At 31.7% G+C, this 24,984-nt stretch carries 26 protein-coding genes; 25 read left to right on the top strand and 1 reads right to left on the bottom strand.

The features are described from left to right. Positions 1-523: 523 nt before the first annotated feature. The 16 genes from P3X86_RS20980 to murA all read left to right on the top strand — a co-directional run bounded on the left by P3X86_RS20980 (position 524) and on the right by murA (position 15,080). Positions 524-1,612 (top strand): radical SAM protein, encoded by a 1,089-nt coding sequence (locus P3X86_RS20980; RefSeq protein ID WP_483294695.1) that lies wholly within the window; start codon positions 524-526, stop codon positions 1,610-1,612. A 182-nt stretch (positions 1,613-1,794) separates the two neighbouring features. Then, positions 1,795-2,283: a deoxycytidylate deaminase gene (locus P3X86_RS20975; RefSeq protein WP_483294694.1), complete on the top strand. Its 489-nt coding sequence runs from the start codon at positions 1,795-1,797 to the stop codon at positions 2,281-2,283. A gap of 372 nt (positions 2,284-2,655) precedes the next feature. After that, positions 2,656-3,723 carry an MraY family glycosyltransferase gene (locus tag P3X86_RS20970; RefSeq protein WP_483294693.1) on the top strand — a complete coding sequence of 356 codons (1,068 nt, stop codon included), beginning with the start codon at positions 2,656-2,658 and terminating at the stop codon, positions 3,721-3,723. A gap of 71 nt (positions 3,724-3,794) precedes the next feature. Beyond that, a complete protein-coding gene (gene wecB / locus P3X86_RS20965; RefSeq protein ID WP_483294692.1) occupies positions 3,795-4,913 on the top strand; it encodes a non-hydrolyzing UDP-N-acetylglucosamine 2-epimerase in 1,119 nt (372 codons plus the stop codon). 420 nt (positions 4,914-5,333) lie between these two features. Next, a complete protein-coding gene (locus P3X86_RS20960) occupies positions 5,334-5,567 on the top strand; it encodes an AtpZ/AtpI family protein (protein WP_483294691.1) in 234 nt (77 codons plus the stop codon). A gap of 31 nt (positions 5,568-5,598) precedes the next feature. Beyond that, positions 5,599-5,988, top strand: a complete 390-nt coding sequence (locus tag P3X86_RS20955; protein ID WP_483294690.1) for an ATP synthase subunit I — start codon at positions 5,599-5,601, stop codon at positions 5,986-5,988. 131 nt (positions 5,989-6,119) lie between these two features. Beyond that, the gene (atpB, locus tag P3X86_RS20950) at positions 6,120-6,791 is read left to right on the top strand and encodes a F0F1 ATP synthase subunit A (protein WP_483294689.1); all 672 of its coding nucleotides are present in this window, start codon (positions 6,120-6,122) and stop codon (positions 6,789-6,791) included. Positions 6,792-6,861: 70 nt separating this feature from the next. Further along, positions 6,862-7,125: an ATP synthase F0 subunit C gene (gene atpE, locus P3X86_RS20945; protein WP_483294688.1), complete on the top strand. Its 264-nt coding sequence runs from the start codon at positions 6,862-6,864 to the stop codon at positions 7,123-7,125. A 287-nt stretch (positions 7,126-7,412) separates the two neighbouring features. Continuing rightward, positions 7,413-7,922 (top strand): F0F1 ATP synthase subunit B, encoded by a 510-nt coding sequence (gene atpF / locus P3X86_RS20940; RefSeq protein WP_483294687.1) that lies wholly within the window; start codon positions 7,413-7,415, stop codon positions 7,920-7,922. Further along, positions 7,910-8,473 carry a F0F1 ATP synthase subunit delta gene (locus tag P3X86_RS20935; RefSeq protein WP_483294686.1) on the top strand — a complete coding sequence of 188 codons (564 nt, stop codon included), beginning with the start codon at positions 7,910-7,912 and terminating at the stop codon, positions 8,471-8,473. The genes atpF and P3X86_RS20935 overlap by 13 nt, the downstream gene beginning before the upstream one ends. After that, the gene (atpA, locus tag P3X86_RS20930; RefSeq protein WP_483294685.1) at positions 8,473-9,987 is read left to right on the top strand and encodes a F0F1 ATP synthase subunit alpha; all 1,515 of its coding nucleotides are present in this window, start codon (positions 8,473-8,475) and stop codon (positions 9,985-9,987) included. Before P3X86_RS20935 ends, atpA begins: the two co-directional genes overlap by 1 nt. A gap of 44 nt (positions 9,988-10,031) precedes the next feature. Next, positions 10,032-10,886, top strand: coding sequence for an ATP synthase F1 subunit gamma (gene atpG, locus P3X86_RS20925; protein WP_483294684.1), 855 nt, complete (start codon positions 10,032-10,034; stop codon positions 10,884-10,886). A 42-nt stretch (positions 10,887-10,928) separates the two neighbouring features. After that, a complete protein-coding gene (gene atpD, locus P3X86_RS20920) occupies positions 10,929-12,332 on the top strand; it encodes a F0F1 ATP synthase subunit beta (protein ID WP_483294683.1) in 1,404 nt (467 codons plus the stop codon). 30 nt (positions 12,333-12,362) lie between these two features. Beyond that, complete coding sequence (locus P3X86_RS20915) at positions 12,363-12,761, top strand: F0F1 ATP synthase subunit epsilon (RefSeq protein ID WP_483294682.1); 399 nt, start codon at positions 12,363-12,365, stop codon at positions 12,759-12,761. A gap of 268 nt (positions 12,762-13,029) precedes the next feature. Then, positions 13,030-13,803, top strand: a complete 774-nt coding sequence (locus P3X86_RS20910; RefSeq protein ID WP_483294681.1) for a YwmB family TATA-box binding protein — start codon at positions 13,030-13,032, stop codon at positions 13,801-13,803. Positions 13,804-13,829: 26 nt separating this feature from the next. After that, positions 13,830-15,080 carry a UDP-N-acetylglucosamine 1-carboxyvinyltransferase gene (murA, locus tag P3X86_RS20905; protein ID WP_483294680.1) on the top strand — a complete coding sequence of 417 codons (1,251 nt, stop codon included), beginning with the start codon at positions 13,830-13,832 and terminating at the stop codon, positions 15,078-15,080. A gap of 218 nt (positions 15,081-15,298) precedes the next feature. Here the strand turns inward: murA and spoIID are convergent, their stop codons facing one another. Then, the gene (gene spoIID, locus P3X86_RS20900; protein ID WP_483294679.1) at positions 15,299-16,303 is read right to left on the bottom strand and encodes a stage II sporulation protein D; all 1,005 of its coding nucleotides are present in this window, start codon (positions 16,301-16,303) and stop codon (positions 15,299-15,301) included. A gap of 161 nt (positions 16,304-16,464) precedes the next feature. Between spoIID and P3X86_RS20895 the strand changes: the two genes are divergently transcribed. From P3X86_RS20895 to P3X86_RS20855, 9 genes are all read left to right on the top strand, one after another. Further along, positions 16,465-17,316 carry a peptidoglycan DD-metalloendopeptidase family protein gene (locus P3X86_RS20895; protein WP_483294678.1) on the top strand — a complete coding sequence of 284 codons (852 nt, stop codon included), beginning with the start codon at positions 16,465-16,467 and terminating at the stop codon, positions 17,314-17,316. Positions 17,317-17,404: 88 nt separating this feature from the next. Next, the gene (gene spoIIID / locus P3X86_RS20890; RefSeq protein ID WP_483294677.1) at positions 17,405-17,659 is read left to right on the top strand and encodes a sporulation transcriptional regulator SpoIIID; all 255 of its coding nucleotides are present in this window, start codon (positions 17,405-17,407) and stop codon (positions 17,657-17,659) included. A gap of 264 nt (positions 17,660-17,923) precedes the next feature. Further along, on the top strand, positions 17,924-18,943 hold the full coding sequence (gene mreB, locus P3X86_RS20885; RefSeq protein ID WP_483294676.1) for a rod shape-determining protein MreB: 1,020 nt from the start codon (positions 17,924-17,926) through the stop codon (positions 18,941-18,943). Positions 18,944-19,124: 181 nt separating this feature from the next. Then, positions 19,125-20,198, top strand: coding sequence for a flagellar hook-basal body complex protein (locus P3X86_RS20880; RefSeq protein ID WP_483294675.1), 1,074 nt, complete (start codon positions 19,125-19,127; stop codon positions 20,196-20,198). 16 nt (positions 20,199-20,214) lie between these two features. Beyond that, complete coding sequence (flgG, locus tag P3X86_RS20875) at positions 20,215-21,009, top strand: flagellar basal-body rod protein FlgG (protein WP_483294674.1); 795 nt, start codon at positions 20,215-20,217, stop codon at positions 21,007-21,009. Positions 21,010-21,025: 16 nt separating this feature from the next. Then, entirely contained in the window at positions 21,026-21,331 is a 306-nt protein-coding gene (locus tag P3X86_RS20870) for a rod-binding protein (protein WP_483294673.1), read from the top strand. Between the two features lie 347 nt (positions 21,332-21,678). Next, positions 21,679-22,833: an FMN-binding protein gene (locus P3X86_RS20865; protein ID WP_483294672.1), complete on the top strand. Its 1,155-nt coding sequence runs from the start codon at positions 21,679-21,681 to the stop codon at positions 22,831-22,833. A 103-nt stretch (positions 22,834-22,936) separates the two neighbouring features. Further along, positions 22,937-23,614, top strand: a complete 678-nt coding sequence (locus P3X86_RS20860; protein WP_483294696.1) for a response regulator transcription factor — start codon at positions 22,937-22,939, stop codon at positions 23,612-23,614. Next, positions 23,604-24,917: a sensor histidine kinase gene (locus P3X86_RS20855; protein ID WP_483294671.1), complete on the top strand. Its 1,314-nt coding sequence runs from the start codon at positions 23,604-23,606 to the stop codon at positions 24,915-24,917. The genes P3X86_RS20860 and P3X86_RS20855 overlap by 11 nt, the downstream gene beginning before the upstream one ends. Positions 24,918-24,984 lie beyond the last annotated feature (67 nt).

Below are 24,984 nucleotides of genomic sequence, written 5' to 3'. Positions count from 1 at the left end.
GTTAGATGTACTCGGTTTTTTTTACACAAATTTTTTTGAAAAAACAACTGTTGCATAATGGATTAAATCAATAAATGAAAAAAGAAAAAATTTAAAATAAAAAAGGAAAATTTTATAAAACATAGAAATTATAACAATAATAAATTTTCAAATTTACAAACTTTACAGTCTAAAACCTCCCATATTACCTTGTTGATTATAAAAATATCAATTAAATAAATTAATCACAAATCTATTAGCTATTAGGTTGATAAGGTATGTTTAAACAATAGATGTGATATTATGTCTAGCTTAAAATAAAAAAGAGAGGAGTGAATTAATGAATACGTTGACTTTTGGAAAAGAACTAATTAGAAAAGACTTTATAGTTATAAAACCAACAAATCTTTGCAACAATTGCTAATAACATAAGGTAGTTGGTTATCTTACGTTAGTGTGAGATAACCAACTCACATTAATAGAGAATGATTGTTTAGAAAACGCGTTCATAACAACTTGAAATTGTAAGATAAGGAGAGAAGATATGGGTTTAATAATAAAATGGGATATAACATACAAATGCAACCTATATTGTAAACATTGTATTAATTCTGATTTTCTAAATAATAGGGTTGATGAATTAAAAACTAGTGAAATTATAAATATTATTGATAAAATAAGTAAATGTGTACCAATAGATTATATGCATATCCTAGGTGGGGAGCCGACTTTTAGAGAAGATTTTATAAAAATAACCGATTATTTAGACGAGCTAAAAATCAAATTTGGATTTAATACAAATGGATTGAACATAAATAAAAGCAAATTTAGAAAACTACTTTTGAATAAAAGTTTAAATAATATAGTAATTAGCTTAGAAGGTCCAATAGCTGAGATTAATAATAAAATAAGAGGAAAGAATGTATTTGATATAGTAGTTAGAAATGTAAAATCATTAGTAGAATTTAAAAAAGAAAATAAACTAGAACATCTAAGCTTAACAATAAATACAGTTGTAAGTAGTCTGAATTATGATTATATAATAGACATGGTTGATTTTTGTGTGGATTTAGGAGTACAAGAGCTAAATTTATTAGCTTTGATACCTAGTGGTAATGCAACTGACGACATGATGATAACAGATGAGCAAGAATTAGAATTAGTTAAAAATATAGCTATTAAATATGCTGAGACTAAAGATAAAATTGAAATATCACCCAAATTTGCTAGACCTATAGTTAAAGATTATTGCAAGCAAATACTAGATTTAGATTTTCCAAGAACGACTCATGCATGTGGAGCTGGTACAAACTTTGCATTTATAAACAATTTAGGTCAATTAGCTCCATGTGACAAATTTTTATATGAGTATATAAAAAAAGAAGATAGAGACATTTATAGTATAAGAAACAGAGATTACTTTAGTGTTTGGAGTGAAGAGATTTTTAACATACCATACAAATTAACAGAAGGTGTAGACTTTTATAAAAAATATAAACCATGTAATGAATGTAAGTATCTAAAAGCTGAATGTTATCCTTGTTTTATCCCTCATTCAGAAGAAGAAGAGGTACAAGTAAAACAATGTATGAAATACTTTGAATTATTGAATAAAGAACAGGAGGCATATTAATATATCAATATGTAATAAGATTATAAATTTTGATGAAAATTGATTATTAGTCAAATGAGAATGGGCTCTTTGTTATAAAATAAAAGAGCCTATTAATATGTAAAATTGATAATTTATGATAAAATACTTTTGAAAATATAAGATAAAGATGATATAGTTCAAATAAAAAGGGACTGATTAGTGTGAAAAGAAGAGATAAATATAACTATTATTTAGATATAGCCCAAACTGTTTTAGAAAGAGGAACATGCCTTAGACGTAACTATGGTGCGATTATTGTAAAAAACGATGAAATAATAGCTACAGGTTATACAGGATCCCCTAGAGGCAGAAAAAATTGTACAGACTTAGGATATTGTATAAGAGAGAAATTAAATATACCTAGAGGCCAGAACTATGAAAAATGCAGAAGTGTTCATGCAGAAGCGAATTGTATTATATCAGCGAGCAGAAGAGATACTATAGATAGTACATTATACTTGGTAGGAAAGGATGTTAAAACGGGCGATCTTGTGAAAAATGCAAACTCATGTACGATGTGTAAAAAAATGATTATCAATTCTGGTATTAAAGCTATAGTTATAAGAGATACAAAAGATGAGTATAGAGAAATAAAGGTAAAACAATGGATAGTGGAAGATGATTCATTAAGTAGCGAAATGGGATACTAATAGAAAAAATGTTATAATTTTTATTAAATTTATATTACAAAAACAACAGCTAAATTGAGTAATGTGAATGAATATAGACTAATATGATAACAACTTATAAAAACAAATACATAATCATGTTATTTTTGTGTTAGTAATAAAATACATAAAAATGGCTATAATATCAGTGATAAAAGCTATGTATATTATAGAGCTTTGTGTTATAGATCAAATTAATAAGGTTTTATACATCAAATTAAATATAATAAGAATTAAATCAACTAAGGGATAATATATATTTAGCAGGATTGACTTTATATCGAAATTAAAGTAAAATCATAATGAGTTCTAAGTTATTTATTAAGAAGCAGTAATAATTGAAGGAGTGTTATAATGGTTAAATACGTCGGACCATTTTTATTTGCTTTGTTACTATCATATTTTACTACACCATTAGTAAAAAGATTAGCAATAAAAATGGGAGCAGTAGACATACCTAAAGACGATAGAAGAGTCCATAAAGAACCAATACCAAGTCTTGGAGGACTAGCGATATATTTTTCAACAGTTGTAAGTTTACTATTGTTCTGTTTATTAGGATATATACAGATGGACAAAAGTTTGATTAGTATATTAGTTGGTGGAACTATGATTGTGATAACAGGCGTTGTAGATGATACAAAGGTACTATCGCCAAAAGCTAAATTTTTAGCACAGATAGTAGCAGCAAGTGTTTTAGTTTGGGGAGGGATAAAGATATCATTTGTATCTAATCCACTCAATGGACAGATTATTAAGCTAGGATATTTTGCTATACCTATAACTATATTTTGGGTAGTCGGAATAACGAATACATTGAATTTCATAGATGGGCTAGATGGGCTAGCAGCAGGAGTTGCAGGGATAGCATCGGTTTCATTGATGTTTGTGGCTTCAAGGTTTGTTGACATATTTCCGTTTTATACTAGCGTAGTTCTTATGGCTGCAATATTAGCAGGATCATCGTTTGGTTTTTTACCACACAACTTTAACCCAGCTAAGATATTTATGGGAGATACAGGAGCGTTATTTTTAGGTTTTATGTTATCTGTTATATCAGTAAGAGGTGTGATGAAAAGTTTTACAACAATATCAGTTGTATTACCAGTTATAATACTTGGAATACCAATATTTGATACAGCTTTTGCAATAATAAGACGTTTTCTTAATAGACAGCCAATATCTCAAGGAGATAAAGGTCATTTACACCACAGATTGCTTAAAAAAGGACTAAACCAAAAACAAAGTGTTGTAGTATTGTATACAATTAGTATGCTGTTAGGCGGGCTAGCACTTATGCTTACTGACATGAATCTAAATAAGAGTACATTCATACTAGGAATGATTACAGGTGGTATACTACTATTCTTTGTTCAAATGAGCTTAATGAGTATAATAAAACATAAATCAGGTAGAAACTAATAAATTTGAAATACAGAGGTAAGCTCAGAAATTGAGAATACCTCTTTTTTATAGAGAAGGAGGATAATGATATGAAAAAGATAAAAGTTCTAACCGTTTTTGGTACTAGACCAGAAGCAATAAAGATGGCACCTATAATAAAGGCTATGAATAAAGAATATAAAGTTGAAAATAAAGTTTGTGTGACAGCACAACATAGAGAGCTATTAGATCAAGTTTTAGATATATTTGATATAAAGCCTGATTATGATATGAACATATTTGAACATGGACAGACATTAACACAAATCACAAGTAGAGCATTAAAAGGACTTGAAGAAATTATTAAAAAAGAACAGCCTGACGTTTTGTTAGTACAAGGAGATACTACAACAGTATTTGCAGGAGCTTTAGCAGGATTTTATCACAAAATTAAAATAGGACATGTTGAGGCTGGGCTTAGAAGTGGAGATATGTATTCACCTTATCCAGAAGAAATGAACAGGAAGCTAACAGGAGTGCTTTCAAATTATCACTTTGCACCAACAGAGTCAAGCAAAGAAAACTTAATCAAAGAAGGATACCCAGAGGAGATTATTTATGTTACAGGAAATACCTGTATAGATGCACTGTTTGAGACTGTAAAGGAAGATTATATTTTTAAGAGTGATTTGCTAAATAAAATTGACTTTGAAAATAAAAAAGTAATATTAATGACTGCGCATAGAAACGAAAACATAGGCAAGCCAATGCATAATATATTTAGTGCTGTTAAAGAAATAGTTAATGATAACGAAGATGTAGAAGTTGTATTTGCAATGCATCCTAATCCCAAAATGAGAGATATAGCTAGAATGTATTTAGACAATATGGATAGAGTACATCTAATAGATGCGTTAGACTATGAACAAAATGTCAACCTAATGGCAAAGTGCTACATGGTAGTTACAGATTCAGGAGGGATTCAAGAAGAAGCTCCTTCACTTGGTAAGCCAATACTTGTACTTAGGAAAGAGACAGAAAGACCAGAAGGTATAATAGCCGGTACAGCTAAGTTATCTGGGATAGAAAAAGATAAAATATATGATGATATAGACTTATTAATAAATAATAAAAACGAGTATATTAAGATGGCAAATGCAGTAAATCCATATGGAGATGGCAAATCATCAAAGAGAATAGTAGATATATTGGTGGATAGTTTTAAATAAATTGGCAAAATAGGAACAATGCACTATAATAAAGCGCTAAATGAGACTTATACAATATATTAACAACACTCGGAAATATTGTAAAATACACATGTAAGAGCTGTTAATATTTAAGTATTAGCAGTATTTTAACTCTAATAAGTTTTGAAATATTCAGAATTAATTCAAAGCTCTTTGATTAAGATATAATCATGATTATGCTTGTTATTTATCATTTTTCCATTGTGAAGAAAAATTATTAACTATAAATTTATCCTTGATATAAGTACTAGCAAAGTATTATACTAAATACAGTTAGAAATTTTAGATTCAAAAAAATACACTAGATGTACTATATAAAAATACTGATAGATTTTACACAATTTACAACTTGAAAAAACTGGTATATAATATAAAATTGGTAGAAAGTAGTTGAGATGTGTGATTAAAAAGAAGAGCTATGGTCAGATACTAAAAAATCTTGCATTAGTTAGTCAAATTGGGATAACGATGTTGGTTCCAATTGTAGGGGGAATTTTTTTAGGTAATTATATAGATAATTTGATTGGAGTAAAAGCTATTTTTCTAGCTGTATTTACAGTGTTAGGTATAGTTATATCATTTATGAACTTATATAAATTAGCTACTAAAGGAACACGTGGTGACAAAAAATAGATTGTTTAAAATTTAACGAGGTGAAGTGAACTTGAGTTTATTAAAAAATACCTTTAGTACAATACTAAAAAGAGTAATAATTATTAATTTATTATTAATAGGCATTATATTTTTTGTATTTAAAGAACCAATGCCATATGTCAAGGGATTGATATTTGGGTCATCTATAAATGTGCTTAATTTTCGTTTGATGAGTATAACATTAGCAAAATCTACCCAAATGAACAAAAAACGTATTATGGCCTATGTTATGGGGAATTATATGATAAGGTACGTAATCTATGCTATGGTACTAGCTATATCCGTAGTAGCAGATTATTTAAGCTTTTATACTACTGCTTTAGGTTTTTTTATGGTAAAAATTGTTATACTATCTGATACATTTTTTGATTTAATATATAAGAAAACAAAAAATAATTAAAATAATTTTTATCATTTGTCAAAAAATTTGATATAATATGAAATTATAACAGTTTAACCATGCTTACATTAGGTCAAGCTGATTCATAATTATTATATGTATATTTAATATTTATGAAAGGAGGTTATATTTTGAAGGGTATTATTTTTAATATGTCTGGCAAAGAAATATATATACATGATACAGTAATTCATTCTTGGATTATAGTCATATTGCTTTCTATATTTGCTATATATGTTGGCAATAAGGCTAAAAAAGTTAAACCTAAGGATAGACCAAAAGGGATATTAAATATAGTTGAAATGGTAGTTGAAGGTATTAGATCTTTAGTAAAGAGTACAATGGGAGAAGACAAGATGAAATTTGCACCGTACATAATGACTCTTGCATTTTTCTTAGTGGTGGCAAATCTCTTTGGGCTATTAGGACTTACACCTCCAACGTCAGACTATAATGTCACATTTGCACTGGCAATTATAACATTTGTATTAACTCAATATTATGGATTGAAGTCAAAAGGATTGAAAGGCTATATAAAAGGATTCTTTGAGCCTGTATTTTTCTTATTCCCACTAAACATAATAGGAGAGTTAGCAAATCCAGTATCATTGTCTTTCCGTTTATTTGGTAATATACTCAGTGGAGTTATAATTATGGGATTACTCTATAATGCTCTAGGTTTTGTAGCTCCAGTTATAACACCGATATTCCACTCGTACTTTGATATATTCTCAGGGTTAATACAAACCTTTATATTTATGATGTTAACAATGGTATTTGTGTCAATGGCAATGGATGATTAACGTTTAGGAACCATTTATATGGTTTATAATAAAACAAATTATATTGAAAAATAAAAAGGAGGAAACATAAATGGGTATAAGTAATGAAGCTTTTGTATTAGGATGTTCAGCAATAGGAGCAGGATTAGCTGCAATAGCAGGTATAGGTCCTGGAATAGGACAGGGGTATGCTGCTGGTAAAGCTGCAGAAGGAGTAGGAAGACAACCAGAAGCGCAAGGAGATATAATCAAGACGATGATCCTTGGTCAAGCAGTTGCAGAGACAACAGGTATATATGGCTTAGTTATAGCTATAATATTATTATTTGTTAGACCATTAATGGGTGCATTATAAGAGTATGTTTTATATTACTGAGCACAGGAAGGGGCTGTCAGGATATTAATAAAGGCAGCTTCTTATTCAAGTTCTGCATATCAACTAAAAGGAGGTATAGTAATGGACGCAACACCTAACTTAATTACTTACGCATATCAAATATTAACAACAACATTTCTAATTATGGGAATACTTTTAATTAGACCAGTATAGAGCGTATTAACAGTTGATTTGTGGAAAACATTAGTATGAAAATAATTAAATTAAAATAGATTTCGTTACCTTAACGAAAGGAGGTTAGGGCAATGCCAACTGTACATGTGTTACCTGATCCAGTCAATTTTTTATTACAGATTTTAGCGACAATCGTCTTATTTGGTGTCCTAAGATATAAATTATATGAGCCAGTAACTAAAATGTTAGAAGGTAGGAAAGACGCTATAGCAAAAGATATAAAATTGGCTGAAGACCAAAAAACAGAAGCCCAGAAGCTTAGAAAAAGCTATGAGGTAAAAATTAGTGAAGCAAAGAATGAAGCCAAAGATATTATAGAAGCATCAAGAAAAAGAGGCGACCAATTAAGAGAAGAAATTGTTACAAATGCCAAAAAAGATGCTAATGATATATTAGAAAAAGCAAATAAAGAAATAGATAGACAAAAAGAAAAAGCAGCAGAAGAGTTGAAGACAGAAATTGTAAGTATTGCAATGATGGCTGCAAGCAAAGTTGTAGAGGAAAAGCTAGATGAAAAAACCCATAAAAATATGATAAATAAATTTATCAATGAGGTAGGGGAAAGCAAATGGCACAATTAGTAGGAAAAAGATATGCAGAGGCTTTGTTTGAAGTAGCTCTAGAAATGAACAAATTAGAGAAGTTTAAGGACGAGTTATCATCAATAAATGGTGTGTTTAACTCAGAAAAAAAGCTTAAAACTATTTTTGAGCATCCAAAGCTATCAAAAAAAGAGAAAAAAGATATAGTTGATAAATTATTCAAAGAACATGCATCAAAAGAAGTATTAAATTTTATGTATATAATAATTGATAAAGGTAGAGAGAGATACCTAAATGATATTAATAAGGAATACATAAAATTGTCGAATAAAGAGCAAGGCATAGTAGAGGCGAAGGCAATTACAGCTATCAAGATGACAAAAGAAGAAATTGAAAATTTAGCAAGTAAGCTTTCATCAAAATTAGATAAAAAAGTAGTATTAAAGAATGTTGTGGACGAAAATATCATGGGTGGAGTTTTAGTTAGAATTGGAGATAGAGTTATAGACGCTAGTATCAAAGGACAACTAAATGAAATCAAAGGATTATTAAACAGTGTAAAAGTTACAAAGATAGGGGTGAAAAACTGATGAACCTTAGACCTGAAGAGATTAGTTCAATTATAAAAGAACAAATTAAGAGGTATGAGAAGAAGCTTGATGTTGTAGATGTTGGTACAGTAATACAAGTTGGTGATGGTATCGCCAGAGTTCATGGTTTAGAGAACTGTATGGCTGGTGAGCTTCTAGAATTTGAAGGTGATGTATACGGAATGGCTTTGAACCTTGAGGAAGATAATGTTGGTTGTGTTCTTTTGGGTTCTGATGAAAATATAAAAGAAGGCGACGTTGTAAAGAGGACTGAGAGAATAGTAGAAGTACCAGTTGGAGAAGCAATGATAGGTAGAGTTGTCAATGCATTAGGACAACCGATAGATGGTAAAGGACCGATAAATACAGATAAATTTAGACCAGTAGAGCAAAAAGCTTCTGGTGTTATAAAAAGAAAGTCAGTATCAGTACCACTTCAAACAGGTATAAAAGCAATAGACTCAATGGTACCTATAGGAAGAGGACAAAGAGAGCTTATAATCGGTGATAGACAAACAGGTAAAACTGCCATAGCTCTAGATACTATTATAAACCAAAAAGGTAAAGATTGTATCTGTATTTATGTTGCAATAGGACAAAAAAATTCTACAGTTGCTAAAATATCAGAGATTTTAGAGCAACACGATGCAATGTCATATAGTATAATCGTAAATGCTGGAGCGAGCGAGCTTGCACCACTTCAATATATTGCACCATATGCAGGAGTAACAATAGCAGAAGAATTTATGTATAATGGCAAAGATGTACTTATAGTGTATGATGATTTATCAAAACATGCAGTTGCGTATCGTACGATGTCATTACTATTAAAGAGACCTCCAGGACGAGAAGCTTACCCAGGAGATGTATTCTATTTACATTCAAGATTACTAGAGAGAGCGGCAAGACTTGATGACAAATATGGTGGAGGTTCAATAACAGCACTTCCAATAATAGAAACACTTGCAGGAGATATATCAGCATATATCCCAACAAACGTTATATCAATAACAGATGGACAGATATTCCTAGAATCTGAGCTATTTTATTCAGGACAAAGACCTGCTGTTAACGCTGGTCTTTCAGTATCACGTGTTGGTGGTTCTGCTCAAATTAAAGCAATGAAAAAGGTTTCTGGATCACTAAGATTAGACTTAGGACAATACAGAGAACTTGCAGCATTTGCTCAATTTGGTTCTGATCTAGATGCTGATACACAAGCAACACTTGCTCAAGGTGAGAGAATCATGGAGATATTAAAGCAGCCACAATACTCGCCAGTGCCAGTAGAGAAGCAAGTTATGATAATATATGCGGTTACTAGAAAGCATTTAAGTGATATACCAGTAGAGAAAATTACTGCTTTTAGTGATGAATTCCTACTATTTATGGATAACAATTATCCACAGGTTGGAAAAGGAATACTTGAAACTAAAAATCTAGATGAGAATATAGAAGCAGAGCTTGTAAAAGCTATAAATGAGTTTAAGGCTAACTTTAAAATGGCTATGTAGTCATTTTTCTAAGGCTACTCCAAAATGGAGATGGAGGTGATACGATGGCTCAAGGAATGAGAGATATAAAGAGACGTATTAGAAGTGTTTCAAATACAAAAAAGATAACAAAAGCCATGGAGCTTGTTTCGTCAGCCAAACTTAGAAAAGCAAGAGCAAAACTTGAAAAAACTAGACCTTATTTTGATACAGTGATAAGGAGTATAAATGAAATATTAGCTAGTACAGATGGTATAAAGCACCCTATGTTAATCAAGAGAGAAGTTAAGAAAGTTTTATATATAGTATTAACATCAGATAGAGGGCTATGTGGAGGTTATAACAGCAACATATTGAAGCTTGTAGAAAAACATAGTGCAGGTGACAAAGAAGTTTCTGTTATCAATATAGGGATGAGAGCAAAATCATATTTTGAGAGAAGAAATTATGATATCAAAGAAAATTTCTTACACATCTCAGAAAGCCCTACGTACTCAGATGCATTAGAAATAGGTTCATTAGCACTAAAGCTGTATGAAGAAAAAGAAATAGATGAAATTAATCTCGTATATACAAGTTTTGTCAGCACAATAACATATCAGCCTAAAGTATTAAAACTACTTCCAGCTGATAATTTTCAGGCTGAGGAAAAAGCAAAGAAAACATTAGTAGAATACGAACCTTCTCCAGAATCAGTACTAGATTACTTGATACCAAAGTACGTATATAGTGCTATATATGGAGGGTTGGTAGAATCTTCAGCTAGTGAACAAGGATCAAGAAGAGTAGCAATGGAATCTGCTACAGATAATGCTGAAGAAATGATAGAAAAACTTCAATTAAGTTATAATAGAGCTCGTCAGGCTGCTATAACTCAAGAGATATCAGAGATAGTTGGAGGAGCAGAAGCATTAAAATAAAGCGATATTAAGGCTTACCAGAAATGAAAGGAGTTGAAATACATGGCTGCAAACAATATTGGAAAAGTTGTTCAGGTAATCGGTCCAGTAGTTGATATCAGATTTGATGAAGACAACTTACCCAATCTTTTAAATGCTATTGAGATACCACTAGGAGATCATATAATAGTGGTAGAAGTAGCACAGCATATAGGTGATGATATAGTAAGATGTATATCTATGGAATCAACAGATGGTTTTACTAGAGGAATGGATGCAAAAGATACAGGAAGTCCTATATCGGTTCCAGTTGGTAAAGCAACATTAGGAAGAATGTTCAATGTTCTTGGAGAACCAATAGATGAGAGAGGACCAGCGAATACAAAAGAATCTGCTCCAATCCATAGACCAGCACCAAAATTTGAAGACCAAGAGACAACTACTGAAATTTTTGAAACAGGTATAAAAGTAGTTGACCTTATAGCACCATATTCAAAGGGTGGTAAGATTGGATTGTTCGGTGGAGCTGGAGTTGGTAAAACAGTTCTTATTCAAGAGCTAATACACAACATAGCAAAAGAACATGGTGGATTATCAGTATTTGCAGGTGTTGGAGAAAGAACCAGAGAAGGTAATGACCTATACTATGAAATGATTGATTCAGGAGTTATAGACAAAACAGCGTTAGTATTTGGTCAGATGAACGAGCCGCCAGGAGCAAGGATGCGTGTTGCACTTAGCGGACTTACAATGGCAGAGCATTTTAGAGATGCAGAAGGACAAGACGTTCTATTGTTTATAGATAATATATTCAGATTTACACAAGCAGGATCAGAGGTTTCAGCATTACTTGGTCGTATGCCAAGTGCGGTTGGTTATCAACCTACACTTGCAACAGAGATGGGACAATTACAAGAGAGAATCACATCTACAAAGAAGGGTTCAATTACATCTGTTCAAGCAGTATATGTACCAGCAGACGACTTAACAGACCCTGCACCAGCAACTACATTTGCGCATCTTGATGCAAAGACGGTTCTGTCACGTCAGATTTCAGAGTTAGGTATTTATCCAGCTGTTGATCCACTTGATTCAACATCAAGGATACTTGATCCGGCGATAATAGGTGAAGAACATTATAATGTAGCACGTCAAGTGCAGGAGATATTGCAAAGACAGAAAGAACTACAAGATATCATAGCGATACTTGGTATGGATGAGCTTTCTGAAGAAGATAAGATTATAGTTGCAAGAGCTAGAAGAATACAACGTTTCTTATCTCAACCGTTTAGTGTTGCAGAGGAATTTACAAGTATGCCAGGAGTATACGTACCTATAAGAGAGACGGTAAGAGGTTTTAAAGAGATACTAGAAGGTAAGCATGATCATTTACCAGAGTCTGCATTCTTATTTGTAGGGACTATAGATGAAGTGGTTAAAAGAGCAGAGGAAATACGTAATAGTTAATAAATACCTCAAATAATTGGAGGTGATATAGTGGTATCTAAATTCAATTTAGAAATAGTTACACCAGATAGAAAATTTTTTGAAGAAGATGTTGAGATGGTCATTGTCAGATCGACAGAGGGTGATATAGGAATACTTAAGAATCACACACCATTAGTTACAGTTTTGGGTATTGGTAAAATTAAAATCCAAAGAGATGGGGACATTAAGCAAGCAGCAATAGCTTCTGGATACATGGAAGTTCAAAAAGATAAGACAACAATTATTACAGATGCTGCTGAATGGCCAGAAGATATAGATATAAACAGAGCCGAAGCTGCTAAAAAAAGAGCTGAGGACAGACTTAACAAAAAAGACAAAAATACAAATATTACAAGAGCAGAGATTGCACTTGCAAAAGCTATTAACAGAATAAGTTTAATTAGATAGAATTATTAAAAGACGTCAGTTTTGGACGTCTTTTATAGCGTATAAATAATGTTGTTTAAGCAAAATATAAGTTAAATTAAAGCAAGAAAAAATCCTTCAATATTAATAAAAATTTACAATAAAAAAATGTATAAAACGACCTCTATTTTGTCAATACTTAATAACGAGGGAAGTGTTTAAGGATTAAATGTTTTGTCCCCCTTTAGCATTTAAAACTTTGATATTTCCCTCTTATTAAATTAAGTTTTAGCAATTTTGGAGGTGTAACATGAAAAAAATATTAGGAATCATATTTATATTATTTGTATGTCTTATAAATTTTACAAGTGCAGAGGAAGTAGAAAATAATGAGCCAAAAGATACGATAGCTACATCGTTTAATGCAACTCAGGCAGAGTTTTTAGAGGCAAATTTGAATGCTTCAGATAAAATAGGGGATAAGTTTTTGACAATTGAAGAGTTAGAAAAACTTATAAATGATAAATTTTATTTAAAAGAAGAAGGGGAAAATATTAAAGCAGAAAATATACAGTTAAAAGAAATTTTATATACAGATAAAATTGATTCAGAAGATAATAGGCAAATAATAGTTTATGGGAAAGATATTGATGATGATTACATAACTTTATATTTATCTACATTTGGAGATGAGAAATATCAAGAAACAAGTTTATGCATTGAACTAAATGCGGATGATATCAATAAAATAAAGTTATGTGAAAATAAAATAAGTAATACCTTTTTATCGTTTAAAGCAAAACCACACATCACAACTTGTATAACAGGGACTTATAAAGGAGAGCTAAATCAAAGTAAAAGATACAAAATGGTTTATAAAGCACTGGATTCTGTAGGAGCAAAAGTAATTGAAGGATTAGATGAGAGCTCGTTAATAAGCGTCAGTGCATATTCTCCAAAACTAAAAGACTATATTTATAGTGGTGATAAAAAGATGAACTTAAATGTAGCCATGAGATACAATGAATATGAAAACAAGACATATCTTTGGATGGCTACACCACTAATAACCACTGGTTATTAGATTGATACTTTACTAGGAGGGAAGCGATGGCAAAAATAATCGTAGAAAAAAGCCCCTCTCTTAAAGGCACTGTCAGAATAAGTGGCTCTAAAAACTCAACATTACCTATTATAGCAGCTTCACTTCTTACAGAAGGAAGTTGTGTACTCAAAGATGTTCCAAGGCTTATGGATGTCGAAGTAATTTGCCAAGTGCTATCATCATTAGGTGTAACAGTTGATTGGATAGGAGAAGATTCTTTAGAAATAACATCCAATAGTCTAGAAAAATGTGAAGCGCCATATGAACTGATGAGAAAGATGAGAGCATCGTTTTTAATACTAGGACCTCTATTAGCCAGAAAGGGTAAAGCAAGAGTATCTTTACCGGGTGGTTGTGCAATAGGATCAAGACCAATAGATTTACATTTAAAAGGACTAAAAGCATTAGGTGCAGATATTACTATAGGTCATGGATATATAGATGCTAAAGCAGATAAGCTAACTGGAAATAGGATATACATGGACTTTCCTAGTGTTGGAGCAACAGAAAATGTTATCATGGCAGCATGCTTAGCAGAAGGTGAGACGATAATAGAAAATGCAGCACAAGAACCAGAAATAGTTGACCTAGCAAATTTTCTAAGTAGCATGGGTGCAAAAATCAGTGGTGCAGGAACAAATACAATAAGGATAAATGGAGTTAAAGGGCTTAGAGGTTGCACACACACTATCATACCAGATAGAATTGAAGCAGGCACATATATGGTTGCAGCAGCTATTACCAATGGCGATGTAACTATAAAAAATGTTCTTAGCAATCATATTAAACCAATTATAGCAAAGCTCAGAGAAGCAGATGTAAATGTCATAGAAGGAGTAGACGAGATTAGAGTAATTGGTAATAAGCTAATAAAAGCAGTAGATATAAAAACGCTGCCTTATCCAGGGTTTCCTACTGATATGCAAGCACAATTCATGGCATTGATGGGAGTGGCAAATGGAACAAGTGTTATAGTAGAGACGGTTTTTGAAAACAGATTTATGCACGTTAATGAACTAAGGAGAATGGGTGCAGCAATAAAAATCGATGGAAGAAGTGCAATAATAGAAGGTACTAAAGATTTAACAGGAGCACCAGTAAAAGCAACAGATTTAAGAGCAGGTGTAGCATTAATTCTAGCTGGATTAGTATCCAGTGAAGCAACAGAAATTAATGACATATATCATATAGACAGAGGATACGTAAACATAGAACAAAAGCTAACACAACTAGGGGCAAACATATATAGAGTTTAAAAGAATGAAAAGGCAGAACTAAATAGTTCTGCCTTTCAGATTGAATAAAAAGCCTGATTTCTACGATGTTATTAAAATTAGTTGCTCAGTTACCTCTAACAGTCAGATATGTTACTCAATTCTTAATACGCCCCCAATTGAACTCTTACTACAGTCAGTTATCTTGATGACTTTGATAAGATAAAAGGCAAAACCAACAAAATGGTTCTGCCTTTATTTTATTTTTCATGAATATTAGTGATATCAATACCTGTATAATAGTGCTTTAATATATCCTCGTATGTATATCCATTGTTACCCATTCCGTTTGCACCCCACTGACTCATACCTACACCATGGCCATATCCTACTGTTTTTATTTGGATTTCATCCTTATCAGTTAAAACATATATTTTAAAATTAGTAGAGTTAAGATTGAAAAGTTCTCTGAGGTCTCTACCAGATACTACCTCATTATCAATTTTAACTTGAGTAATCCTCCCAGAATTGCTTTTATTAACTAATAAAATCTTATCTTTGATATTGTCCTCAGTCAGATGAATATTAGGGTATTTATTCTCTAGCTTGTTAATAAATGCTTCAATAGATAAGGATACCTGACCGTTTAATCTTGGAGCACCGTCTTCATGAGGACTAGGAACACTTCTTAAATAGTCCATTCTAGAAGCAAAATATTCTTCAGAGTTTTCTGTCATACCACCACTCACAGAGTGGAAAAGTGGTTCTATAAGATTATTATTATAAGTTACTATTTCTCCTTTAGTACTGAGGACAGAAGTTTCTATCTTAGGCCAATATTCTAGCATCCAATCCTTTCCATGTGTATCTTTTAAGCTTTCTTTAGATAACCATGCTTGACAGTGAACACCATTGCACAATCCACTATCAGGATGGCTAGGATGGCCATTAGGGTATTTGCTTATTCTATATAGAGCAAATGTTCTAGCAGCTACAGCTTGTGCCTTTAGGGCTTCTAGATTAAATTTGGCTGGCATTTCAGCAGCAACAACTCCCATTATATATTCTTCAAGAGGAACATCTATAACAGTTTGAGTTTTTGTATCAAACAGTTGTATTTCCATATCTTTTTCGATTTTCATATCTTTAATATCACTTATTATATCCTTGTCCTCAATTATGGCGTTATAAGTTTTAGAAATACCCAATGGAATAACAATAGAGATTAACAAGACAAATAATATAACTACTAATATATTCTTCATATCCATCCTCCTGTGTTAGTGACTATATATAATCATATTCAATCTAAACAAAATTTATTACAAAGATAAAAGGTTAAAAAATCATAAAATTGTATAATGTTTGAACAATTGGAAATAATATTAATGAAATTATTGATTTATATGGAGGGGAGAAATGAAACGTGAGGAATAGAGAAAGCAAATTTAGCAAGGTTATAAACAAAATGAAAAATAGGATAAGCAAAGAAAGTTTTTACTTTGTGCTATTTGTTTGTATTTGCATAGTAGCGATAACCTCTGTGTTTGTCTCAAGGCAAAACATTAAGAGGTATAAAAGCTTAGAATATAAATCACAAGTCAAAACGGATGGACTAACAAGTGAAGTAAGAAACATATTCAGTGATAATAGTAATCCTAGAAAAGACAAAGCAAAAGATGAACCAATAACTAGTGTAATTGATACTAAAGAAGATGAAGTAATAAAGGCGGAAGAGTCTAATGAATCTTTAGATAAAAATAAGGACGAAGACTCAAATCCAAAGATAAAAGATAAACAACAACAAGGGGATATCGCTACTAATGAAACAAAAAAGCAAAACGAGATACTAAAAACTATTGCTTTGCCTGTAGTAGGACAGATAACAAAAAAATTTGAAATAGAGAAATTAGTCTATTCAAAAACGCTAGAGCAATGGTGTACCCACAGTGGTATAGATATACAGGCTAGACATGGAAATGTAGTTAAAGCAGTATTAGACGGAAAAGTAATAGAAATAAAGACAACGCAAGAGTTGGGCAAAACTATAACATTGGATCATGGATATGGCATTATTACCAAATATGCATGCTTATCTACAGACAAAATGGTAAAAGAAGGTCAGAAAGTAAAAAAAGGTGATCCGATAAGTGGTGTAGGAAAAGGAGTTGGATTTGAATTAGTACAAGGTCCACACCTGCATTTTGAGCTATTAATAAATGGCATGCATGTTGATCCACAGAAGTATTTGCCTGAAATTATGAACAAAGAACAATAATTAACTCCATATAACAGTTCTAATATGATATTTACAAGCATAAAATGTAAAAAATAAATAATACCTATGGCAAGGGGGGTTTAGACATATGAAAGATTATATAGAGGAGAGAGCCTTAGAAATTGCAAAATATATTATAAAAGAAAAGGCAACTGTTCGACAAACTGCAAATATTTTCGGAGTTAGTAAAAGTACTGTTCATAAGGACGTAACTGAACGCCTTCCAAGGATAAACCCTCTTATTTCTATGAAGGTTAAAGAAGTTCTAGATAAGAATAAGGCTGAAAGACACATTAGAGGTGGAATAGCAACAAGAATGAAATACAAATCCTTAAGTGGGTGAAGAAAAATTGCAGTATTAACAAGTGGAAATTATCCCTTTATAAAGGGGTAATTTTTTTGTCATTATTTATTTAAAAATAGAGGAATTGAGGAATAATCTATAGAAATAACATAAATAGCATAATAAATACGGCTAAATATAGATTTATAACCTAAAATTACATTTTGGGAGATATAAAATTAGTACAATTTGGACATTTGCGTTGAAAAAGGATATTATTTTTTACTAATATATTATAATACGACAAGAAAGTGAGGTATGCTGATGTTTTTTTTGAGATCGGATATAGGTATTGATTTGGGAACAGCAAGTGTTTTAGTATACATAAAAGGAAAAGGTATAGTATTGCAAGAACCTTCTGTAGTAGCAAAAGATAAAAATACTGATAAATTATTAGCAGTGGGAGAAGAAGCACGTCAAATGCTTGGTAAAACTCCAGGGAATATAGTTGCGATAAGACCACTCCGAGATGGAGTAATATCTGATTATGAAATAACAGAACGTATGTTAAGGCATTTTATAAACAAATCTATAGGAAGGAAACTACTAAGACCTAGAATAGTAGTGTGCGTACCTAGTGGAGTTACAGAAGTAGAGAAAAGAGCAGTACAAGATGCTAGTAATCAAGCAGGCGCAGTTAAAACGTATCTCATAGAAGAGCCTATAGCTGCAGCTATAGGGGCTGGACTCGATATAACACAGCCTGATGGGCATATGGTAATAGACATGGGTGGAGGAACAACGGATATAGCAGTTATCTCATTAGGAGGTATAGTAGTTAGCAAATCTATAAAGGTAGCTGGGGATAAATTTGATGAAGCGATAATTAGATATATGAGAAAGAAACACAGTTTATTAATAGGAGAAAGAACTGCTGAAAGAATGAAAATAAATATTGGAACTGCATATAAAAGAAGCAAAGAAATATTTATGGACGTTAGAGGACGTAATTTAATAACAGGGCTTCCTACAACATTAAAAATAGGTTCGTCGAATATGGAAGAAGCACTTAAAGAGCCTGTTATGGCTATAGCAGATGCTGTTCATACAGTATTAGAAAGAACGCCTCCAGAGTTGGCAGCCGATATTAGCGAGAAAGGCATGATAATGACAGGTGGAGGATCATTATTATATGGATTAGATAAGCTTATAACAGAGAGAACTGGAACAGTTGCAAGAATAGTAGAAGATCCAATATCATGCGTAGCTAAGGGAACAGGAAAATGTCTAGAGCATATAGACATTTTGGAATCAAGTATAATAACAGATAGTTATAAGAGATAAAAAAGTATTAGGAACTAAGACCTAATAATCAAATATTTATAGAAATTTCTAGTTTCCTTTTGATAGAATAGAGTAAAGATTAAGTATACGCACTATATTATATGTTTAGTAAATAATGCTAAAGAAAGATATTGTTTACGCCGAATATAGTAGTAGTGATATAAGAGAAGGAGTGACTCTATTGTTCAGGTCAATGTATATATCAACTACGTCGTTATTGCAAAATCAAAAAATATTGGATGTTACGTCAAATAACTTAGCAAATGCTAATACAAATGGTTTTAAAAAAGATGTAGTTATTTCAGAAGCATTCCCAGAGTTGTTACTAAAAAAAATTAACGATAATGTAGATATGGACAACCATGAAAGATTTACAGGTGTAAAGTTTAATCAAGAAGATGCAATTTGTAATGCAAAAATAAATTCTGGATATTTTAAAGTGAATACATCTGCTGGCAATGGTTATGCTAGAGAAATAAACTTTACAGTAGATGAGCAAGGCTATTTAAGAACATTTAGTAGAAATTCAAAAGGAACAATAAACACAAATGGTAAAAGCTACATACTAGGGAGAAAAGGTCGCCTAAAGGTGAATAGAGATAATTTTACAATAGATAAGTTTGGCAATTTGTTCTCAGATGGTCAAAAAATAGATAATCTAATAACATTTCCAAGCTATGATGTAATAGGAACTACAAGTGGAGGAGTAAGGTTTAGCAATATAGCAACAAACTTTTCACAGGGAGAGCTATATCCAACTGGCAACAAAATGGATTTCGGATTAAAAGGAGAAGGCTTTTTTAAAGTTCAAACTCCTGGGGGAGTTAAGTATACAAGAGATGGTTCTTTTTCTCTAAATAATCGTGGAGAAATAATAACTAGTGAAGGATATTTCGTATTAGGGCAATATGGCTCGATAATACCAGAAGGTGATGAGTTTTATATTAACGAAGCAGGAGAGATAATAAAAGATGGACAAGTTATAGATAATCTTGACATAGTGAATGTAGAAAACAAAGAACAGCTTCGTAAATGTGGAGATAATCTGTATGAAGTAGCTGAAGGAATGGAAGCTAAAGAGATAGATTTTGAAGGAACTGTTAATAGAGGATTCTTAGAACAATCAAATATTAACTCTATAAAAGAGATGATAAACATAATAAATACAATGAAGAACTTTGAAACAAATCAAAAGGTGATAAGATCATTGGATGAGATGTTATCAAAAGCTGCGAACGATATAGGCAGAGTGTAAAAAAGGGGGAAGTTGAATGCGCTCATTATGGACTGCTGCAACAGCAATGAAAGCACAGCAATTAAATATAGATACCATATCAAACAACTTAGCAAATGTAAATACAACATCTTATAAAGCACAAAGATTAGAGTTTAAAGATTTGATGTATGAAGCTTTAAAAAGGAGTAATTTATCAGATGACGGAGGAAGACCTGTTAACCTAGAGGTAGGACATGGAGTTATGCCAGTTGCTACAACGAGATCTTTTTTGCAAGGTAACTTGATGCCTACAGAAGGAACGTTTGATTTAGGAATAGATGGAGAAGGATTCTTTGAGATTACGATGCCAAACGGAGAAAAAAGATACACAAGAGATGGTACATTTAAATTAAGTGTAGAAGATGATGAAGCAAAATTAGTAACATCTGACGGATATTATTTAACAAGTGAAGATGATGGTGAAATTGTAATAAATAGAAATTTAAAAGATATATCAATAGACTTGTTTGGTAATATTACAGCTAAGGACGAAGATGGAGAAAGAGTAGATGTTGGTAAAATTAAGTTTGTAACATTTATGAACCCAGAAGGGCTACTTAGTCAGGGGCAAAACTTATATAAAGCTACAGCTGCATCGGGAGAAGTAAATCAAGTGGACGCAGAAGACATGAAGAGCTCTATAAGACAGGGATTAATAGAAACTTCAAACGTGCAAATAGTAGAAGAAATGGTAAAGATGATAACAGCACAAAGAGCATATGAAATAAGCTCAAAATCAATCCAAGCTTCAGAAGAGATGATGCAAGTAACGAATAACTTAAAAAGATAACAGTTAGGAGATAGCTATGGATAACTTAAATATAAACAGTAGCACATATACAAATACAGTGTATAAAAAAAGTGAGGCTAAAGCTCTTACAAAGGAACAGAAGCTACTGAAAGCATGTAGAGATTTTGAGGCAATGTTTATTAATATTATGTTTAAAGAAATGAACAAGACTGTTGGAGATAGTGGTTTAACTGAAAAAAGCTCCGGAAGAAAGATGTTTGAAGAAATGCATACAGAAAAGCTAGCAGAAAATATGGCGCATAAAGGTCAAGGAGTAGGGCTAGCCAAAGTATTGTATAATAGCATGAAAAGAAATATTTAAATTAAAAAACTAATGATATAGAAAAAACAACTCAAAGGTAAAGAGTTGTTTTTATTTTGCAGTTATTGTTTCAATACATATCCTAATATTTAGTTTTAAGATTAACCTCCTAAAATATTATATATTCAAGAGGCTACACCACATTTTTTTATTAAATTGTCAAGTGTTTTGTGAATAAATTAGAGAGAAATCTATGTATTAATTACATAACTTTTCTTAACTTAATGCATTTAGCATTGACCTCTGCTTTTTTATCACACAAGTTTCACACAGTTTTACCTCCATAGTGATGTATATTGTAGAGCCTATGAATTATATAATACAAGAACAAGGGAGGAAGAGATTATATGAAAAGACTTCAAGTTATTAGAACTATATCACAGGCTGTATTCATAGTGTTATTTATTGTTGGTGTATATAATAATATTCCTTACATGGCTCAAGGAATTATTTTACTAGCAGTACTGTTAGGACCTATTTTCTGTGGTTTTATATGCCCTTTTGGGTTCATGCAGGACTTAAGTGCCAGGTTAGGTAACATATTGGGGGTTAAGCAAAGGCAAATGCCTAAAAAAATTCAAAAAATTTTAGTATTTACTAGGTACTTATTATTTCTTTTAGTAGCAATATTTAGTGTGACTTTCATCATGAAACTTTTAAGCTTTGATCCAAGAGTTAATATTTTACAAATCATTAATGGAAAGGTAATTGCTACTAGTGGATTAATCAGTATAGGACTTTTTCTAGTTATAGGAATATTCTTTAAGAGACCGTTTTGCAATTACTTATGTTTTGAGGGTGCTAAGCTAGGTCTGTTAGGAATAGTTCGTCCTTTTAGAATTAAGAGAGACCAAGATAAATGTGTTGGTTGTAAAAAATGTGATAAGGCATGTACGATGAACATTAATATCTCAAATAGTAAAAGAGTGGATTCTTTACAATGTGTCAATTGCTATGAGTGTATAAGTAACTGTCCTATAGAAGGTACTTTAAGGGTACAGCCAGTCTTTAAAGATATAAAGGAGTTTACAATGAACATTAAACATAAAAAATCAAAATGGAGCAAAAAGAAAATAGTAATCACCTTAGCTTGTGCAGTGATTATGGCATTTGGTGGTGTTATTATGTATAAATTGAATAAAGGTTTCCCAAAGTATATCAATACACAGGCAAGGGTTTCTGAAAATCAGGAACTACTCACATTAGAAACTGTGTCATTGGATGATGGCGTATATTATGGTGAGGCCAAAGGTTTTAACGGACTAATTAAGACAAAAGTGACTGTGTTGAATAATAGAATTAAATCCATAGAGGTAACAAGTAATCAGGATGATGCAAGATGGTTTAATCATGCTAACTCTATAATCCCTAATGAAATTATACGCAATCAGGCGACACAGGTAGATTCCGTTTCAGGAGCCACATATTCATCTACTGGGATTATTAATTCAGTAAAAAATGCTTTGGGTGAAACAGATTATTTACAGGTAAATGGGCATTAAAATGGAAGGATAACTTTAGTTTATATAGACTTAATAAAAGTGTAATAATAGGTTATAATGAGAGTAATAGAGTAGAAAGAAGTTAGGAAAATGAGGTGTTACTATCAAAACCATATATTTAGTAGAGGATGAAGAACATCTTGCAACACTGATAACCACCTATTTGCAAGATGAAGGATATAAAGTGAATATATTTAACAATGGGCTAAAAGCATACAAATCCATTGGAGATGATGTGGACTTATGGGTGCTGGATATAATGGTTCCTGGTATGAATGGCTATACATTGATTAAAGAAATAAGAAAGCAAAATAGTAATGTACCTGTTATATTTATGTCTGCACGAAATGCTGAATTAGATAGAGTTATTGGATTAGAAATGGGTAGTGATGATTACCTACCCAAACCTTTTTTACCTAGAGAGTTGGTTTTGAGGGTTAACAGAATTTTGAAGCAAGAGCGAGTAATAGCTGAAATCACAGAAATTAAAATTGGTGAATACTTATTTAAAAGACAGGCTAGAGAACTGCTTAGAGGTAATAAGAATATTATTCTTACCAATAGAGAGTTTGAGCTATTAGATTATCTTATTAAGAATATAGGAATAGCTGTGAGTAGAGATGAAATAATCGATTACGTTTGGGGTGAAGAGTATTTTGGGTCTACTAGGGTAGTTGATGATACTATAAGACGATTGAAGAAAAAGGCATGTGAATTACCTATAGATAATGTATATGGATATGGTTATATTATGAAAAATGGATATTACGATGAAGGATAAGTCTATTAATAAGGCAAAGACTTTAAGTTACAAGATATGGGTTCTATTTGCAAAAATATTAGTCATAGTGTTTTTGGCTATTGTTATAATTAATAGTACATTAATAGAACAGATAAAGCGTTTTGCAAGTTATCAAGAATTAGAACAACATGCCCATGGTTATCTTCACAAGCAACAAAAGAGCAAGTATTCAAAAGATATGCCTTTATTTATATTAGATCCAAATAGCAGTAAAGATAATATGATTGAAGAAGTTATGGAAAAGTGGATGTTCCATAATGGTGAATGGGATAAGCTGATATCTAGAATTACGTCTGAGGTGCTAGGAGCAGATAAGCCAATAATTAAAGGAAAAATTAATTATAGTATTGCAAAACTCTATTATTACTATGCTGTAGAATATGAAAGTAAAATATATGTTTTTGCGGAGGAACAAGAGAGTCCTTTACTAATTTATATTGTTGTTGCCATTATTATTGGATTAGTGCTTGGGCTTCTATTAATAATATCAAAAAAAGTTGCAAGAAAAGTAGTGTCTCCCATTGATGAATTACAGGTATTCTTGAATGAGGTAGCAAATAAAAATTGGGATTATTCGATACCTCTGTGTGATATTATTGAGGTTAATCACCTTATAGAAGGCTTAGAGAATATGAAGAAAGCCTTAAAGGAAGCAGACCATAGGGAAAAAGAATTTCTTCAATCTGCATCACATGATTTAAAGACGCCTGTTATGGTGATAAAAGGCTACATTGAGGCTGTCAAAGACGGTAAGTACAGTATTGATGACGGACAATACCTTGATATAATCAAAGAAGAATCTGATAGATTGGAGAGAAAGATAGTTCAGTTATTGAGATTAAATACTTTGGATCATATCAATAGGGAGAAAGATCAATGGAGAGAAGTCAGCATTGATAGAATTATTAATAAGTTAGTCAATAAATATAAAGGTATATATCCGCACATTCAATGGAAAATCAATGTGATACCACTGGAAATTACCGGAGATGCAGAAGCATTAATTATTGCTTTTGAGAATATACTGGATAATCAAATAAGGTTTGCAAAGAACGTTATAAAGATAGATATTACTCAGGACAAAGAAGTTATTATATACAATGACGGACCATTATTCAAAATTGAAGATCCCAATGAATTATTTGAAAGCCATACCAAAGATAAACAAGGTAATTTTGGACTTGGGCTTGCTATAGTTAAAAGAGTAATTGGAATACATGGAGGTATGGTCATAGCCTCAAACTGCTCAAATGGTGTTCAATTTAAACTTACATTTGCTTAAAGTACCTATAAAAAGAAGGGTGTATTAAGCAATGTCATTAAGTTAAGAAAAGTCTTATGTATTAATT

The sequence above is a fragment of the Abyssisolibacter sp. ZYX002 genome (assembly GCF_056892235.1).
This window is presented reverse-complemented; position numbering and strand designations above follow the sequence as displayed.

Bases quoted from the DNA above. Each gene is read 5' to 3' on its own strand.
- flgG (WP_483294674.1), top strand. From the start codon at position 20,215: ATGCGCTCATTATGGACTGCTGCAACAGCAATGAAAGCACAGCAATTA.
- P3X86_RS20855 (WP_483294671.1), top strand. From the start codon at position 23,604: ATGAAGGATAAGTCTATTAATAAGGCAAAGACTTTAAGTTACAAGATA.
- murA (WP_483294680.1), top strand. From the start codon at position 13,830: ATGGCAAAAATAATCGTAGAAAAAAGCCCCTCTCTTAAAGGCACTGTC.
- P3X86_RS20935 (WP_483294686.1), top strand. From the start codon at position 7,910: ATGGCACAATTAGTAGGAAAAAGATATGCAGAGGCTTTGTTTGAAGTA.
- atpD (WP_483294683.1), top strand. From the start codon at position 10,929: ATGGCTGCAAACAATATTGGAAAAGTTGTTCAGGTAATCGGTCCAGTA.
- mreB (WP_483294676.1), top strand. From the start codon at position 17,924: ATGTTTTTTTTGAGATCGGATATAGGTATTGATTTGGGAACAGCAAGT.
- P3X86_RS20980 (WP_483294695.1), top strand. From the start codon at position 524: ATGGGTTTAATAATAAAATGGGATATAACATACAAATGCAACCTATAT.
- P3X86_RS20970 (WP_483294693.1), top strand. From the start codon at position 2,656: ATGGTTAAATACGTCGGACCATTTTTATTTGCTTTGTTACTATCATAT.
- P3X86_RS20865 (WP_483294672.1), top strand. From the start codon at position 21,679: ATGAAAAGACTTCAAGTTATTAGAACTATATCACAGGCTGTATTCATA.
- spoIIID (WP_483294677.1), top strand. From the start codon at position 17,405: ATGAAAGATTATATAGAGGAGAGAGCCTTAGAAATTGCAAAATATATT.
- P3X86_RS20870 (WP_483294673.1), top strand. From the start codon at position 21,026: ATGGATAACTTAAATATAAACAGTAGCACATATACAAATACAGTGTAT.
- atpE (WP_483294688.1), top strand. From the start codon at position 6,862: ATGGGTATAAGTAATGAAGCTTTTGTATTAGGATGTTCAGCAATAGGA.
- P3X86_RS20910 (WP_483294681.1), top strand. From the start codon at position 13,030: ATGAAAAAAATATTAGGAATCATATTTATATTATTTGTATGTCTTATA.
- spoIID (WP_483294679.1), bottom strand. From the start codon at position 16,303: ATGAAGAATATATTAGTAGTTATATTATTTGTCTTGTTAATCTCTATT.
- wecB (WP_483294692.1), top strand. From the start codon at position 3,795: ATGAAAAAGATAAAAGTTCTAACCGTTTTTGGTACTAGACCAGAAGCA.
- atpF (WP_483294687.1), top strand. From the start codon at position 7,413: ATGCCAACTGTACATGTGTTACCTGATCCAGTCAATTTTTTATTACAG.
- atpA (WP_483294685.1), top strand. From the start codon at position 8,473: ATGAACCTTAGACCTGAAGAGATTAGTTCAATTATAAAAGAACAAATT.
- atpG (WP_483294684.1), top strand. From the start codon at position 10,032: ATGGCTCAAGGAATGAGAGATATAAAGAGACGTATTAGAAGTGTTTCA.